The organism is Chryseobacterium piscicola, assembly GCF_900156685.1.
In the GTDB taxonomy this organism is placed as follows: domain Bacteria; phylum Bacteroidota; class Bacteroidia; order Flavobacteriales; family Weeksellaceae; genus Chryseobacterium; species Chryseobacterium piscicola.
The window spans coordinates 34510-48805 of the sequence record NZ_FTOJ01000005.1; the positions used below are offsets into that span (position 1 = coordinate 34510).

General features: G+C 36.1%; 12 protein-coding genes. 2 read left to right on the top strand and 10 right to left on the bottom strand.

The window, feature by feature from the left end:
- Positions 1 to 71: 71 nt before the first annotated feature.
- Positions 72 to 1256: a DUF4861 family protein gene (locus tag BW939_RS08990; RefSeq protein ID WP_076451707.1), complete on the top strand. Its 1185-nt coding sequence runs from the start codon at positions 72 to 74 to the stop codon at positions 1254 to 1256.
- A gap of 8 nt (positions 1257 to 1264) precedes the next feature.
- Entirely contained in the window at positions 1265 to 2287 is a 1023-nt protein-coding gene (pelA, locus tag BW939_RS08995; protein ID WP_228417175.1) for a pectate lyase, read from the top strand.
- 96 nt (positions 2288 to 2383) lie between these two features.
- On the opposite strand, the gene BW939_RS09000 is transcribed toward pelA, so the two are convergent.
- The 10 genes from BW939_RS09000 to BW939_RS09045 all read right to left on the bottom strand — a co-directional run bounded on the left by BW939_RS09000 (position 2384) and on the right by BW939_RS09045 (position 14290).
- Positions 2384 to 3289: an alpha/beta hydrolase gene (locus BW939_RS09000; protein ID WP_076451708.1), complete on the bottom strand. Its 906-nt coding sequence runs from the start codon at positions 3287 to 3289 to the stop codon at positions 2384 to 2386.
- Positions 3290 to 3630: 341 nt separating this feature from the next.
- Positions 3631 to 4530: an alpha/beta hydrolase gene (locus BW939_RS09005; RefSeq protein WP_076451709.1), complete on the bottom strand. Its 900-nt coding sequence runs from the start codon at positions 4528 to 4530 to the stop codon at positions 3631 to 3633.
- Positions 4531 to 4591: 61 nt separating this feature from the next.
- Complete coding sequence (locus tag BW939_RS09010) at positions 4592 to 4933, bottom strand: cupin domain-containing protein (protein WP_076451710.1); 342 nt, start codon at positions 4931 to 4933, stop codon at positions 4592 to 4594.
- Positions 4934 to 5227: 294 nt separating this feature from the next.
- Positions 5228 to 5965, bottom strand: coding sequence for a rhamnogalacturonan acetylesterase (locus BW939_RS09015; RefSeq protein ID WP_076451711.1), 738 nt, complete (start codon positions 5963 to 5965; stop codon positions 5228 to 5230).
- A 101-nt stretch (positions 5966 to 6066) separates the two neighbouring features.
- Positions 6067 to 7047 (bottom strand): pectinesterase family protein, encoded by a 981-nt coding sequence (locus BW939_RS09020; protein WP_076451712.1) that lies wholly within the window; start codon positions 7045 to 7047, stop codon positions 6067 to 6069.
- 209 nt (positions 7048 to 7256) lie between these two features.
- Complete coding sequence (locus tag BW939_RS09025; protein ID WP_076451713.1) at positions 7257 to 8159, bottom strand: alpha/beta hydrolase; 903 nt, start codon at positions 8157 to 8159, stop codon at positions 7257 to 7259.
- Positions 8160 to 8318: 159 nt separating this feature from the next.
- Positions 8319 to 9980 (bottom strand): glycoside hydrolase family 28 protein, encoded by a 1662-nt coding sequence (locus BW939_RS09030; protein ID WP_076451714.1) that lies wholly within the window; start codon positions 9978 to 9980, stop codon positions 8319 to 8321.
- Between the two features lie 95 nt (positions 9981 to 10075).
- Positions 10076 to 11719, bottom strand: coding sequence for a glycoside hydrolase family 43 protein (locus BW939_RS09035; RefSeq protein WP_076451715.1), 1644 nt, complete (start codon positions 11717 to 11719; stop codon positions 10076 to 10078).
- A 288-nt stretch (positions 11720 to 12007) separates the two neighbouring features.
- The gene (locus tag BW939_RS09040; protein WP_076451716.1) at positions 12008 to 13267 is read right to left on the bottom strand and encodes a glycoside hydrolase family 88/105 protein; all 1260 of its coding nucleotides are present in this window, start codon (positions 13265 to 13267) and stop codon (positions 12008 to 12010) included.
- Between the two features lie 6 nt (positions 13268 to 13273).
- Positions 13274 to 14290 (bottom strand): DUF4861 family protein, encoded by a 1017-nt coding sequence (locus tag BW939_RS09045; RefSeq protein WP_228417177.1) that lies wholly within the window; start codon positions 14288 to 14290, stop codon positions 13274 to 13276.
- Between the last annotated feature and the right edge of the window lie 6 nt (positions 14291 to 14296).

Below are 14296 nucleotides of genomic sequence, written 5' to 3' on the forward strand. Positions count from 1 at the left end.
TTTAAGAAATATTTAAGGTTTATAATCATAAAAATACTCAGAATATTTCTATTTTTGAGAAAACAACATTTATGTTCGGACAAAAAACAGGATATCTGAATTTTAGTTGTGCAATCGTTTGCATAGCCGCGAATTTTATGAATGCGCAGACTTCAATTCAGGTTAAAAATACTCAGGATTTTGCCAGAAATGAAATCGTTTCTATTTCAGTAACACAGTTGAAAGGCTTTTTGGGAAAAAATATAGCGAAAGATTTAAGAATAAAAGATGCTCAAAACCAATATCTTCCCATTCAGTGGATTGATAATGACGGCGACGGTAAAAATGACGAACTTCTTTTTCAGGCGAAATTGGATGCGAAGAAAATAAATTCGTACACAATCATTGCGGATGCCAATACTCCGGTTCCTGAGAGTCTGGTAACGACTTATTCTAGGCTGGTTCCGGAAAGGGTGGATGATTATACGTGGGAAAATGATAAGGTTGCGTTCAGAATGTATGGTCCGAAAGGCCAGGCAGAAGCTTTGGCAAAAGTGAAAGGCAGTACGCTTTCTAGTGGTGTAGATATCTGGTTGAAAAGAACAGAAAAATCTGTGATTAACGAATGGTACAAAGGTTATCTTACGGATCCGATGTATTACCACAAAGACACGAGAGGTGAGGGTTACGATCCGTATCACGTAGGAGACAGCCGCGGAACGGGAGGAATCGGAATATGGAAGGATGAAAAATTGCAGGTTTCCCAAAACTTCGTTTCTGCAAAAACAATTGCTGAAGGCCCGTTGAGAACTGTTTTTGAACTGACTTATGCGCCTTGGAGTGAATTTGGGGTAAAAGAAACCAAAAGGATTTCTCTTGATTTGGGATCGAATTTTTCTAAGTTTGAATCAACTTTTGAAACAGAAAAACCTGTTCCTAATTACACTGTAGGGATTTCTTTGCATAAAAACAAGGGCGAATCTAAACTGAATGATAAAGCCGGATATTATCTGCACTGGGAAAAAATAGATGATGCTTTTGTGGGCGAAGGAATTGTGGTAGATCCTACAGTTGTTCAAAAATCTATAGCTTTCAAATCTGAAACTCCGGATCAGAGTAATCTTTTGGTTGTAATAAACCCTCAGAAAAAACTGACGTATTACGCAGGATTTGCATGGCAGAAAAGCAGGCAGATTCAAACTCAAAAAGATTGGGAATACATTTTGCAAAAACAAGAAAAAATAGTTGCTAATCCTTTAGTAATTACTATTAAATAAATATAAAAATGATGAATTTAAAATTGACTGTAGCTTCATTTTGCCTGATAACATCGGTATTTTCTGCGCAGGTAAAAGATACTTTAGCCGAAAAAATGATGGTTTATCAGCTTCCGAATGGCGGCTGGGGAAAACATAACAGCGACAAAAAAAATGTAGATTATGCATTAAAAATAGATTCAAAACTTTTAAAAATAATCAAGGCTAATGACAATAATCTTGCTACCATCGATAATAATGCTACTTCAAAAGAAATCAACGCTTTAATTAAAGCATACAGTGCTACAAAAAATCCGGCTTACCTAAAATCAGCAGAAAAGGGAATTCAATATCTGCTCTCAATGCAATATGAAAATGGCGGATTTCCACAATATTTCCCAAACAAGTCTATTTACAGAAAACAGGTGACGTACAACGACAATGCAATGATTAATGTACTGACTATTTTGCACCATATTTCGGAAGGAAAAGAAGGTTTTGATGCGGTAAATGATCAGTTAAAAGAAAAGTCTAAGTTGGCTTTGCAAAAAGGAATTGCGTGCGTTTTGAAAACTCAGGTTGTGCAAAAAGGAAAATTATCCATCTGGGCAGATCAATACAATGAAGTGACTCTTGTTCCTGAAAAAGCCAGGGCTTTCGAACCGATGTCACTAGCCACCGGAGAATCAGTCAATATTGTGAAATTTCTCATGATGCAGACTGTAACTCCTGAGATTGAAAAGTCGATTAAATCGGCTATTCAATGGTTTAAAGAAAGTAAAATTGAAGGCTATACGTACAATATTTCTAGGGAAAGTGAAAAAGCAATCCGAATTTTAAGTAAAAAAGAAGGTTCAGCAGTTTGGGCTAGGTTTTATGATATTCCTACCAATAAACCGGTTTTTGGGGATCGCGACGGAAGTGTGAAATTTAATTACGAAGATGTTTCCGAAGAACGAAGAATGGGCTACAGCTGGTACAATGAAGCGGGAACAAAACTGATTGAAAGTGATTTTCCGAAATGGCTAAAGAAGAATAAAATTTCTCAATAAAATTAATCCTGATGCAGAAAGTATCAGGTTTTTTTATGTAGATTATTTCAGACTGCACATTTTTTTTAGAAATGATACTGTTATTAAAACAGAAGATTATTTAGCAATCATATCCCCAAGCCAATCTTCACCTATTTTTTTCCAGTTATCTGTGAGTTCTGTTTTATTGGAGATTCCGATATTGTGTTCGCCTTCCGGGAAAATAAACATGGCGCCTTTTACTTTATTTTTAATCATCGCTTCATAATACAAAATGCTGTTGATAACAGGAACTGCAGGATCATTTTGTGCATGAAATAGAATCGTATTGGGCGTTTTTTCAGTTACCCGATGTTGCATTGAATATTCTTTTATTTTTTCTAGGGAAGCGTTCTCTCCTAAAAGATTATTTCGACTTCCTTTATGTGCAAATTCTCCTAAATCTATTACAGGGGAAACCAGAATCGCAAAATTGGGAATCTGTGAAACACCAGTCCAATCGCCTTTCAATTCAGTATAATCAATCTGAATATTACTTACCATTGCTGCCAAATGTCCACCTGCAGAGGTGCCTAAAACTCCAATCTGATCAGCTGAAATACCATATTGTTCCGCATTTTTTCTGATCAACTTTATGGCAGCCTGAATATCTTGTAACGGCCCGATTTCTCTTTGTTTTAAATCTGGGGAAGTTGGAAGTCTATAATTTAATACAAAAGCTGAAATTCCCAATGTATTAAGCCATTTTGCATAAGAATATCCGCCCAGATCATAAGTCAGATGTTTATAACCACCGCCAGGAATAATGATGATAGCCATTTTTTTTCTTTCTTCTTTTGCTGGTAAAAAAGCGAAGAGTTCGGCCTCCTGAATTTGCGTTATTCGGCCTTCTTTTTCTTCAACAATACCTAATTTTATACCTTTGGAATTGGGCATTGTTCCTTTTTCCCAAACCGCTATTTTCTGTTGTGATGAAATTTGAATTGCAATAAATATGCTGAATATAAGGGTGATGTTTTTCATAGCTATTTTTTTTATAACATACGCAATTGATTATAATCTTTAATTTAACGCAAAGCCAAACAAAGAATTTGAAATTATGAGCGTTTCTTAGGTGAGACAAAGGCGTAAACTGAACAAAGAAATGCAATTATTCTTAATGATGACAAATTCTGGACAGTCCTTTTTTTAATCTGAATTATTAACATCTCTGTGAGTTAATGATATGTTTTGTTTTGAAGACAAATCCGCAGCCCGACTTGAACGAAGCTCTTTTTGCGAGGAGGGACGACGAACAAAAAAGCGGGAGTGGAAGGCGGAATAGCTGCCCAAATGAATTCCTCACAAATTGTTTGTAAAACTCATTACTTATTACCAATAGAGGAAAGCCAATCTGCACATAGTTTTTTCCAGTTTTGGTTCAGGGGATCTTTGTCGGTAACAAAAAAACGATGGCCGCCTTTAGGAAAAATGAATAAAGCCCCTTTCACTTTATTTTTCGTCATAGCCTTGAAATACAAAATACTGTTCATCGGTGGAACTGCAGTATCATCCTGATTGTGAAACAAAATCGTAGGTGGAGTTTTGTCGGTTACCAAATTTTGCGTAGAAAACTCCGAAATTTTTTCTGTTGAAACGTTTTCCCCCAGCAAACTGTCTCGGCTTCCTTTGTGAGCATATTCGCCAAGATCTATGACTGGGCAGAAGAGAATCGCAAAATTCGGAATAGAGGAAATGGTTTCCCAATCCCCTTTTAATTCGGTAAAATCTTTAGAAATGTTGCTTACCAATGTTGCTAAATGTCCACCTGCGGAAGTCCCAACAACGCCTAGCTGCTCTGGAGAAATTCCCCATTGTGAAGCATTTTTTCTAATGTATTTTATGGAAGCCTGAATATCCTGCAAAGGCGCAATTTCTTTTTGTACTAAATCAGACGAAGTTGGCAATCTATAATTTAAAAAAAAAGCCGAGATTCCCAAAGTGTTCATCCATTTTGCGATCTGAAATGCACCTTCATTGTAGGTTAGTTTTGAATATCCACCACCGGGAATGATGATGACAGATTTTTGATTTCTCTCTTTCACAGGAGGCAAAAAAGCGAAAAGTTCAACTTCTTTTAATTCTGCAAGTTCTTTTTTCTTCTTTATTTTAGAAGCCAAAATTTTTGAGTTGGGCATTTCGCCTTTTGGCCAAAGAATAATTTTCTCCTGTGCGGAAAACTCACTGAAAAGAAAGATGATTATTAAAAAAAATATTTTTTTCATTGATGGCAAAATTATAAACCTCAAAGGTTAACAAAACCTATGAGGTCTGATTTCGTAAAATTTAATCTTTCAAAAAATCTTCTCTATACGGAGTAAATGCATCAATCAGTTGTCCTGCTTCGAGACATTTTACACCATGGAAAACATTGGGCTGGGCAAAAAATCCGTCACCTTTTTGGAGGGTTTTGGTTTCGCCATCAACGGTAACTTCAAATTTTCCTTCTGCAACATACGTGATTTGCGAATGAAAATGCTGGTGTAGTGCTCCAACCGCATTTTTTTCAAATTTAACGATGACCATCATGACCTGAGAGTTGTATCCCACAAATTGTCTGGAAACACCGCTTCCTAAATCTTCCCATTCGGAATTGCCATCGAAAAAAGGTTCTTTTTTGAAATTCATCTTATTGTTTTTTTATTTTAATCTGTGCTATCAGTAGGAAAACATTATTTAATACTAATTGTGTATTTTGAAGACTTCTTTACATTTTTGATATTTAAACAATTGAGGTTTTTTTTTCGCTAAATGAAAAGCCATCGTTTGTCTTAAAAAAAAGAAATCAATTTTTAAAACTTTTTTTTCTTAGCGATTAAAAAACACAAGAAGCAAGGTTTTTTTTAAAAAAAATATTGAAATAAAGTAATACAAAACCGTTTCACTTATTTTAGAAATATAAAATTTTAAAAGCACAACGGGCTATTTAATATATTTTTCCAAACCTGTTTTTAAATTCGTCAAAGATTTTACCGCAAGTTTAGCCACGGTTTCTGCGCCGAGTTTTGATAAATGCGTGTCATCTGCTTTATCTTTATCATAATATACATTTTCACCAGCCTTGAAATACAAGTGCAGTAATTTAGATTTTTCCGGCCCTGCAGCAATTTCCATTTGTTCGGTCAGTAACTGCAAATCAACAAAAGCAACTTTCATATCATTGGCGACCATTCTTACCACCAAAGGATAATCTGTATGAGTGTCTATTAAGACGCCGTTTTCATTAAAATTTCTTCTTGTAATGGAAGTCATCAAAATCGGAATTGCGCCTTTCGCTCTGGTTTCGCTCACATATCTTTCCAAATTGGCTCTGTACTGTGTATGAGGATTGGTAAATTTGGTAGAATCTTTTAGTTTTTGATCATTATGCCCGAACTGAATCACTACAAAATCCCCTTTCTTGAGTTGTTTCTCCACTTTATCCCATCTTCCTTCCGTTCTGAAGCTTTTTGAACTTCTACCGTTCATCGCATGATTCTGGAGTTCAATATTTGGGGTCATAAATTGTCCTAAAACCTGTCCCCATCCGTGTTCAGGATTTCTTTCGGGATTGTCTTTATTAGACATTGTAGAATCACCAATTAAAAATAGAGTTGGTTTCTTTTGAGCCAATGTAAATGCTGAAATTACAATGCATAGAATAAAAAGTATTTTTTTCATTTTTAAAATTGATTTGTTTGGATATAGTTCGACAAGCTCAGCATGATATTTCTAATATTAACTGATTTTTTTTTAAAAAAAATTATTAAAAGGATTATCAATCATTCTCTATTATTCATTTCAGGTTTCCAGTCGCCTAAAATATTTTTGATGGTGTATTTTTTTGCTTGTTTCTTAGTAAGTTGATGAGACCAAGAAACTCTGTTCTCTGTTTTTCCTCCTTCTCCTTTGCTTGCAAATTCTGCGTAATAAGCGGTTTTGTCTTTATCTGGAAACATTTTATCGCCTTTCCAGGGGTTCCAACCTTCTGGTAGAATATGATTTCCCATTTCTGTGTTGATGAAAACGGTTTTTGCATACGGTCTCCACGGTCTTCCAAGGAAAACTTTTTTGATGTTTTCTTTCGCAATTAATCTACAATCGAAAAATACATATCCAAATTCTTTAGTTTGGTCTGTTGATGCTGCAGTAATATATGAATTGGCTAAACTTTTTATCGTACAGTTTTTGAAAACCACGGTTGCCGAACCGAAAATAAAGTCTGTTGTTCCCTCAATAAAGCAGTTCTGGTAATATTGCCTGCTGTGATTTCCACCGGTGTAAACGGTATCCTGACAGCCTAAAATCTTAGAATCTTTAATACTGAAACGGTCACCTTCCACATAAAGCGCAACAGCTTGTCCGTTATTACACCAAGAGTTTTGAATGGTTATATCTGAAATTTTAACATCATCTGACATCACCAAAACAGTGTATGAATTGAAAGTCGTCATTTTCTCATTCAAAGCATCCAGTTTTCCTGAATAATCATCGTTTGAGATGATTGTATTTTCTTTGCTATCGCCCTGTAAAGTGATTTTATGTTTAGAGGAAGGAATGACGATCTTCTCATTATACGTTCCAGCTTTTATTTTGACCAAAGCTTCACCCGGACCTAGATCTCTGATGGATGTGATTGCTTTTTGAATAGAATTGAATTGTCCGCTGCCGTCTTTTGCAACAGTCACTGTGATGTAGGGATCAGTTCCGGCCAATAAAAAATTGGTGATGGAAATGAAGAGAATTAAAAATATTTTTTTCATTGAAAAATTATTTTAAATGTATGTTTTTTAACGCAAAGTTTTAATTTATTATCTGTAATTTTTAAGGAGCAAAGGGTGCGAACGAGTCGCTTAAGCTTGAAAATAGACCTGAGCTTAAAATCAATTTATTGATTATTCTTTGCTCCTTAAATATTTTCATTCAAAATAAATCTTTGCGTTTTAATTTTGCTTAAACCTAAACTTAAACCTTACTTCAACGTTTTGTCTAAAAACTCCAGCGTCAGATTTAATGTTTCTGTGAACCACGGTTCTGCAGACCAAAAGGAATGTGGAGTATCTTTTATCTCATGATATTCAGTAAAGATATTGTGATTCTTTAAAATCTTCATCATATCGTCTCTTCCCGCATGGAAACGAGGCTGCGAAGAGTTGATGAAAAGTGTAGGAGGGGTGTCTTTACCTACAAATTCCAAAGGTGAAGCTTCTGTCCAGTTTTTAAGGTTAACATTTCTATCGCCATCTAGCCAATAGGCGGCATACGTGCTTTCTTCCGCTTCGGGGTGAATAAATGATACAATTCCGTCTATATTGACGATGGCTTTAATTTTGGTTTTAGATTGTACACCCACCAAAGTAGCGATTTGCGCTCCTGCTGATTCGCCTAAAATTCCTATTTTTTTGGTATTTAAAGCATATTTTTTTTTGTTTTTCTTTAAATATTCAATCGCATTATTCACATCATTAATAGCTGCAGGGTATTTTGCAACTTCACTCAAACGGTAACCTACCGCAATGGCAACATATCCTTTAGCGGCCAATTCCTGAGCCATATATTTTTCGTTCTCTTTACTTCCAGAAATCCAGCCGCCGCCGTGTACCAATGCTATTCCTGGGTGGTTTTTGGATTTGCCGAGAGGATAATAGATGTCTGCTTTCAAAGATAATCCGTTGATGTTGGCATATTCTACATCTTTATCAATCCCGATGTTGGGCGGAACAGGTCTGTTCAAAGGAGTAATAAACGGATGTTTCTTTTTTAGTTTTTCGTATGTTGCTTCATTGGTGTAAGGAGTAGCATTCGGCTTTGTCTGACCGAATGCTTTTGCTCCTACAAAAAAAACAAAAAGAAAATATAGTTTGTGAAAACTCATTTTTTAAAATAATATTTGGTGTTGTTTAACCAAAACTTTTAACCACAAAAGGCATAAATCTGGATACATAAGTAACCTTTGAGTCTACATTTTTGAGAATATTTAAGAACACATGGGTTGTATAATCAAATATTTTTCTATTTGTATTTAATCTCAAAATTATTTCACTGCTTTTTTCGCCGTCTCTTTTGAGATGCTCAATTGCTCACCTTTAACGTCTTTTGGGAGTTTTACTGCTGAGGTTTTTGCTCCTACAATTTTGATGGTTGGTTTGTGAGTAGATTCAAGTTGTAAACCTTGTAGATCAATGTTTTTACTGTTGTAAATCGTTGCTCCGGTACCCTCAGAGTATTTCAGTTTTACATTTTTAAGCTGAATTCCGTCTGCGTCTACTATGCTTAAGCCTTTTTTTGTTTCAAACTGAGAATCTTCAATCACGATATTTTTAAGATTCATTTCTGCCAAACCAAATAATGTGATAGCTTCGTCGGAATTGGTTGCCGTGATATTTTTAAAGTAAATATTTCTGAAAACCGGAGTTTCTTCAGTTACAGCAAAAGTTTTTTCCGGAGCTTTGTTACCTTCCTCTTTTTGGCCGTCTTCCAAAACAGGAGAAGCGCCTTCGTAAAACATATTAAAGCCAATTGTCTGCGTTGGGATGTTGATCATATCGATGTTTTTGATATAGATATTTTCAACAACACCACCTCTTCCACGAGTTGTTTTGAAACGAAGACCAATATCTGTTCCAATGAAAGTACAGTCTGAGATGTGCATATTTCTTGCTCCGCCAGACATTTCACTTCCAATCACAAAACCTCCGTGACCGTGATACACCATGTTGTTTTTGATGATGACGTTTTCAGTTGGCATTCCTCTTTTTCTTCCATCTTCATTTTTTCCTGATTTGATGCAAATGGCATCATCACCCACGTCAAAAGTATTGTCGTAAATCAAAACATTTTTACAAGATTCCAAGTCTACACCGTCACCGTTTTGTGAATACCACGGGTTTCTAACGGTAAGATTTCTTAAAATTAAATTGGAAGTCATTAATGGATGAAGGTTCCAAGCCGGAGAATTCTGGAAAGTAGGGCCATCCAGAAGAACCTGATCGCAACCTACGATGCTCACCATTACCGGACGAAGGAAATCTTTTACAGATTCCAATTCAGATTTGTTGATCTTATCGGGAACGTTAAAACTTGAGCTGCCTTCAAATCCTTTTTTATAGCTTTCTGAAGGATACCAGGTTTTTCCGTCTTTAGAAACAATTCCGCCTGATGCCACGAATTTTTTCCATTCAGTTTCAGATAATTTTCCTTTTTTCACGGCTCTCCAAGCATCACCGCTTCCATCGATTACTCCTTTTCCTGTGATGGCAATGTTTTTTGCATTTTTTGCAGATATTGGTGACTGGCAGCGGATGGTATTTAAACCTTCGAAACTAACGTCTACCAAAGGATAGTCGCTTTTATCTGTACTGAAAATAATCATGGCGCCGTCTTCCACATGAAGATTGATGTTGCTTTGCAAAACGATAGGTCCGGTTAACCAAAGGCCTCTTGGAACAACCAGTTTACCACCCCCTTTTTTCACCAAAACATCGATTGCTTTTTTGAAAGCTTCTGTGTTTTTCACACTTCCGCCTGCAACACCGCCGAAATCTTTAATGGAAACTGTATTGGCTGCGAAAGAAGTTTCGATTACTTTCGGCATTTTAAACTCAATACCTTTGTAAATATCTGTATTTTGAGCGTACAATTTTCCCGAAAGCATGATTGTCGCCACAAGACCTATTATTTTGAATGACTTCTTCATTTTATATATTCTTATTATTTTCCTGTTAATGATTTATTCAAACCAAACTGGTTGTCAAAACACGCTTGGTTTTGTGTTTTAATCTGAGAGATAAATTAATCTTTTGTTATTCTAAAATATTCAAAATCTGCATATCCACCACGGTTTGCTTTCTGCGTGCTTACAGAATATAAACCTACTTTAGCTCCGATCCATTTTCCGGGTTTTGCCTGAAACGGTTCGCCCGCTTTGATGAAATTTTTACCGTTTTCGCTATAGCTGAATGTGCAGATTCCGTTAGGTTCGCTGACATTAACTTTAAAGTAGGCTTCGTTTCCTTTTAATTTGGTTTCAAATAGATTTTTTTCTTCACCACCTTTTTCAGCCTTTTCAGCTTTTCTTAATTGTACGTAATATCCGTCAGTTTTATTGGTAATGACCATCGATGCGTGATCCATTCCCATCACCAAAAGTCCGGCAGTTTTTCCTTCTTTGGCATCTTCGGGAGTCAGCTTAACTTTTGTGGAAGCCACAAAATTCGGAGCCGGGAATTTTTGAGTCAGTAAATTCGGAACATTCCAAAGGTTTAATTCTCCATCAGGAATTTTCATTGAAAACAATCTCAGAAATTTCTGTCCGGGAAGTTTGGATGACCAAACGATATTTTCGTTGGCGCTCCATTGCCACTGAATACCTAATTTTTCACCATCAAACTCATCAGTTTCTTGTGGAGTTACGATAGGATAGGTTTTCCCAACGTTTGGTTTTTTATAAATTAAAACGGGTTCACCGATTCCGTTTTTATCGTTATCGATTCCTATTGCAGGCCAGTCTTTTTCCCAGTTCATGGGTTGAAGATGCACTATTCTTCCGCCGGCATCCACATCCTGAAAATGATAGAACCAGTCTTCCCCTTTAGGCGTATCTACCCAAGCTCCTTGGTGAGGACCGTTGATTTTTGTCTTTCCTTGTTCCAAAACTATTTTTTCTTCATAAGGACCGTAAATGTTTTTTGATCTTAAAACCAATTGCCAACCTGTAGCAACACCTCCCGCCGGAGCGAAAATGTAGTAATAGCCATTTCTTTTGTACATTTTTGGACCCTCCACCGTTGGATGGGTATCGTGACCATCAAAAATATGAACGCCTTTATCCAAAACTTTCGTTCCTTCAGGATTCATTTTATTTATAGATAACAAACTTTTCACTCCGGCACGGCTTCCCGCCCATCCATGAACTAGATAAGCCTGTCCGTTTTCGTCCCAAAAAGGGCAAGAATCAATTAAGCCTTTTCCTTCCATTACCAAAATAGGTTCATCCCATTTTCCAAGTGGATCTTTGGTTTTTACCATGTAAATTCCGAAATCTGGGTCGCCCCAATAAATGTAAAATTCACCTTTATGAAAACGGATTGACGGAGCCCAAACGGCATCACCTCTTCTTGGAACAGAAAAATGATCCTTTGGCAAGACATCCTGAATTGCATAATTCACCAAGTTCCAATTGACCATATCTTTTGAATGAAGAATTGGCAGTCCGGGAGCTTCATTGAAACTTGAAGCCGTCATATAATAATCATCACCAACTCTGGTAACATCTGGATCTGAGTAATCTGCATATAAAATTGGGTTTTTGTAGTTTTTACCCAAATCGGCCGCCCAGACTTCTGAAACGTATGGTTTTTCTTGTGCGTTCAAATACGTTGATGCAATTGAAAATGCAGTAATTGAAAGTATATTTAAAATTTTGTTTGTTGTCATAAAATGAGATTTTTTTGACCTGTTCTAAATTTTAACGCAATGGACGCTAAGTTTTTGTTGTATTTCGACTTAATATTTTTGCGTTCGCAAAGATGTTTTGCTCAGCAAAGGTTTTATGTTTCAAATGTTAAAGTTTTGTTCAAAAAATTTGAAACTTTTTGTCGTTGAATTGCCTGCAGCCCGACTTGAACGGAGCTCTTTTTCTGAAAAAAGGTGTGGGAAAAGCCCGGGAGATTTTTCAGAAAAAAGCGGGAGTGGAAGGCGGATTAAGCTGCCCAAATATTTATTCTACTTTTCAAATTCTAAACTTGCCAAAATGAAAGGTCCGGTTCCTTTTCCATCATTTGAACGAATTTCTTCATTCACATAATATTCGTACGAACCGTCTCTGTAAGGTTTTCCGCCAAGACCTGCAACGGCGCAACATTTATTTAAATTTACCACTCCGTTTTCGTCAACAGTAATCAGGTTTTTGATGATTCCGTCGTAGCCTTTTTTAGCCGCTGCTTTGTAGGATTTTGGAAGATATCCTTTATTTACAGATTTAATCATTGTGTAAACAAACATGGCAGAAGCCGTTGCTTCTTCGTAATTTCCGTTGGCCAAGGGCTTATCTAAAACCTGATACCAGAGGCCAGATTTTTTATCTTGATATTTAATAATAGCGTCCGAATAGGATTTGATGTAAGAAATAATTCGAGCTCTACCTGGATGGTTTTGAGGTAAATAATCTAAAACGTCTACCATCGCCATTCCGTACCAGCCCATAGCTCTTCCCCAGAAATTGGGTGAAAGTCCGGTTTCTTTGTTTGCCCAAGCCTGTTCTTTGCTTTCATCCCGAGCATGATACAATAATCCTGTTGTTTTGTCTAAAAGATTTTTCTGAACCGAATCAAATTGCATAACAATATCATCGTAAGCTTTGGTAGCATCTTCACCTTTGGTAAAATCTTTTGTATAATGTGTGTAGAAAGGCATTCCCATGTATAATCCGTCTAGCCAAACTTGGTAAGGGTATATTTTTTTATGCCAGAAAGAGCCTCCTTTGGTTCTTGGCTGTCCGTCGATTTGTAGGCGTAGTTTCTGAAGTGCTTTCAGGTATTTATCTTTTTTTTCTTTTTCGTAAAGATAAAGCAATACGTTTCCACTGTTCAACATATCGATGTTGTACTTTTCAATTTCGTAGGTAAGAATTGTGCCGTCTTCTTGGATTAGTTTTTCTCCGAAATCATGGATGTAATTGTAGTATTCTTTTTTACCAGTTTTAATGTAAAGTTGTTCTGCGCCGTCTAAAATAATTGCAGTAGGATAGGTCCATTTCGGACTTTCGCTGAAATCAAGCATCCACGCTTCTGGAAATCTCTGCATTTCTGAAAGCATCATTCTTTCCGACCATTTGAGGTTGGAAGGAACTACTTTTTCTAATTTTGAAGTTGATATTGAAGTTTTAGCTGCGGTTGCTGTTTTAGTCTGCGCACAAGACAAGAATATTCCTGAGCCTAAAACGGCAACAGCGCATATTTTTAATTTCTGATTAATAAAACTCATTGTGATTTAATTTTGAAGTTGATTGTTATTATCTAAAATTTCTAATTTTTTATCTAAATCTTTGTAAAATTCTGCTTCGGTTTTAATTCCGTTGGGTTCCTGTGACCAAGCTCCCATGAAGTAATACGAAACATTTTTGGTCTTCTTGAAAACTATGGTATGGGTAGATTTGGTCTGTACATATTTATCAAAACTTTCGATAGGGTAGAATACTACCATTCCTAAGTTATCTTCTTTTTTGGCTAAAGTCTGCATTCCATAAGTGGCGATGTAGCCCCATTTTTTATTTTTGCTGGTTGCCTGTTTCATCGGGATATCTTTGTGTGCAACAATACCGGTGCATAAACCCGAAAGTGTTTCATTTAAATTTAAATCAACCTTTACAAAACGATCTTTGTTGAAAATTGTTAGCTTAGATTGTAATTCAACTGCTTTTCCCCATGTTTTCCAACCATTGTAATTTATTATTGCAAAAGATTTATCACTTTCATTCACTATTTTAGCGGTCGTTTTTTTTACTGTTTTAAAAGTTTCCACAAAATCATTTTGCTCATCGTATCTTCCGTAAGAGCCGATTCCAATGGTACGGCCAGATTTTAAAATATCTTGTCCCCAAGGTGCATCGTGATGGTAAGATTCAAAACCGTCTTGTCCTACTTCTGGTAAAACCAAAGTATTCACTTTTTTACCGAAAATATCTGTGGCATTTCTCCAATCTAAATATAATCTGTAAGCAATTTGATTGTTTTCCAAACCTATTCCTTCGTATCTGATGTAGTAAGAATGGTCTTTATGCTCTGTTGGAAGTTGTAAATCATTGATGTTTTTGAAAGTTCCGCCGATGTATTCATCTTCCTGCCATTTTCCGCCGTCTTTTATAGATAATTCAGCATAAGAAAAAGCTGATTTGGGATTTTTACGAATTTTCTCTATCACATTTTGCTGTGCCCAAGCCATTCCGCTAGAGAAAACTGTTCCCGCCAGAACTATTTTGAATAGGTTTGATTTTATATATACTGACATTATTTT

What these genes read in the sequence shown, in the direction of transcription:
- BW939_RS08990 (WP_076451707.1), top strand. Translation starts at nt 72, where the DNA reads ATGTTCGGACAAAAAACAGGATATCTGAATTTTAGTTGTGCAATCGTT.
- pelA (WP_228417175.1), top strand. Translation starts at nt 1,265, where the DNA reads ATGATGAATTTAAAATTGACTGTAGCTTCATTTTGCCTGATAACATCG.
- BW939_RS09000 (WP_076451708.1), bottom strand. Translation starts at nt 3,289, where the DNA reads ATGAAAAACATCACCCTTATATTCAGCATATTTATTGCAATTCAAATT.
- BW939_RS09005 (WP_076451709.1), bottom strand. Translation starts at nt 4,530, where the DNA reads ATGAAAAAAATATTTTTTTTAATAATCATCTTTCTTTTCAGTGAGTTT.
- BW939_RS09010 (WP_076451710.1), bottom strand. Translation starts at nt 4,933, where the DNA reads ATGAATTTCAAAAAAGAACCTTTTTTCGATGGCAATTCCGAATGGGAA.
- BW939_RS09015 (WP_076451711.1), bottom strand. Translation starts at nt 5,965, where the DNA reads ATGAAAAAAATACTTTTTATTCTATGCATTGTAATTTCAGCATTTACA.
- BW939_RS09020 (WP_076451712.1), bottom strand. Translation starts at nt 7,047, where the DNA reads ATGAAAAAAATATTTTTAATTCTCTTCATTTCCATCACCAATTTTTTA.
- BW939_RS09025 (WP_076451713.1), bottom strand. Translation starts at nt 8,159, where the DNA reads ATGAGTTTTCACAAACTATATTTTCTTTTTGTTTTTTTTGTAGGAGCA.
- BW939_RS09030 (WP_076451714.1), bottom strand. Translation starts at nt 9,980, where the DNA reads ATGAAGAAGTCATTCAAAATAATAGGTCTTGTGGCGACAATCATGCTT.
- BW939_RS09035 (WP_076451715.1), bottom strand. Translation starts at nt 11,719, where the DNA reads ATGACAACAAACAAAATTTTAAATATACTTTCAATTACTGCATTTTCA.
- BW939_RS09040 (WP_076451716.1), bottom strand. Translation starts at nt 13,267, where the DNA reads ATGAGTTTTATTAATCAGAAATTAAAAATATGCGCTGTTGCCGTTTTA.
- BW939_RS09045 (WP_228417177.1), bottom strand. Translation starts at nt 14,290, where the DNA reads ATGTCAGTATATATAAAATCAAACCTATTCAAAATAGTTCTGGCGGGA.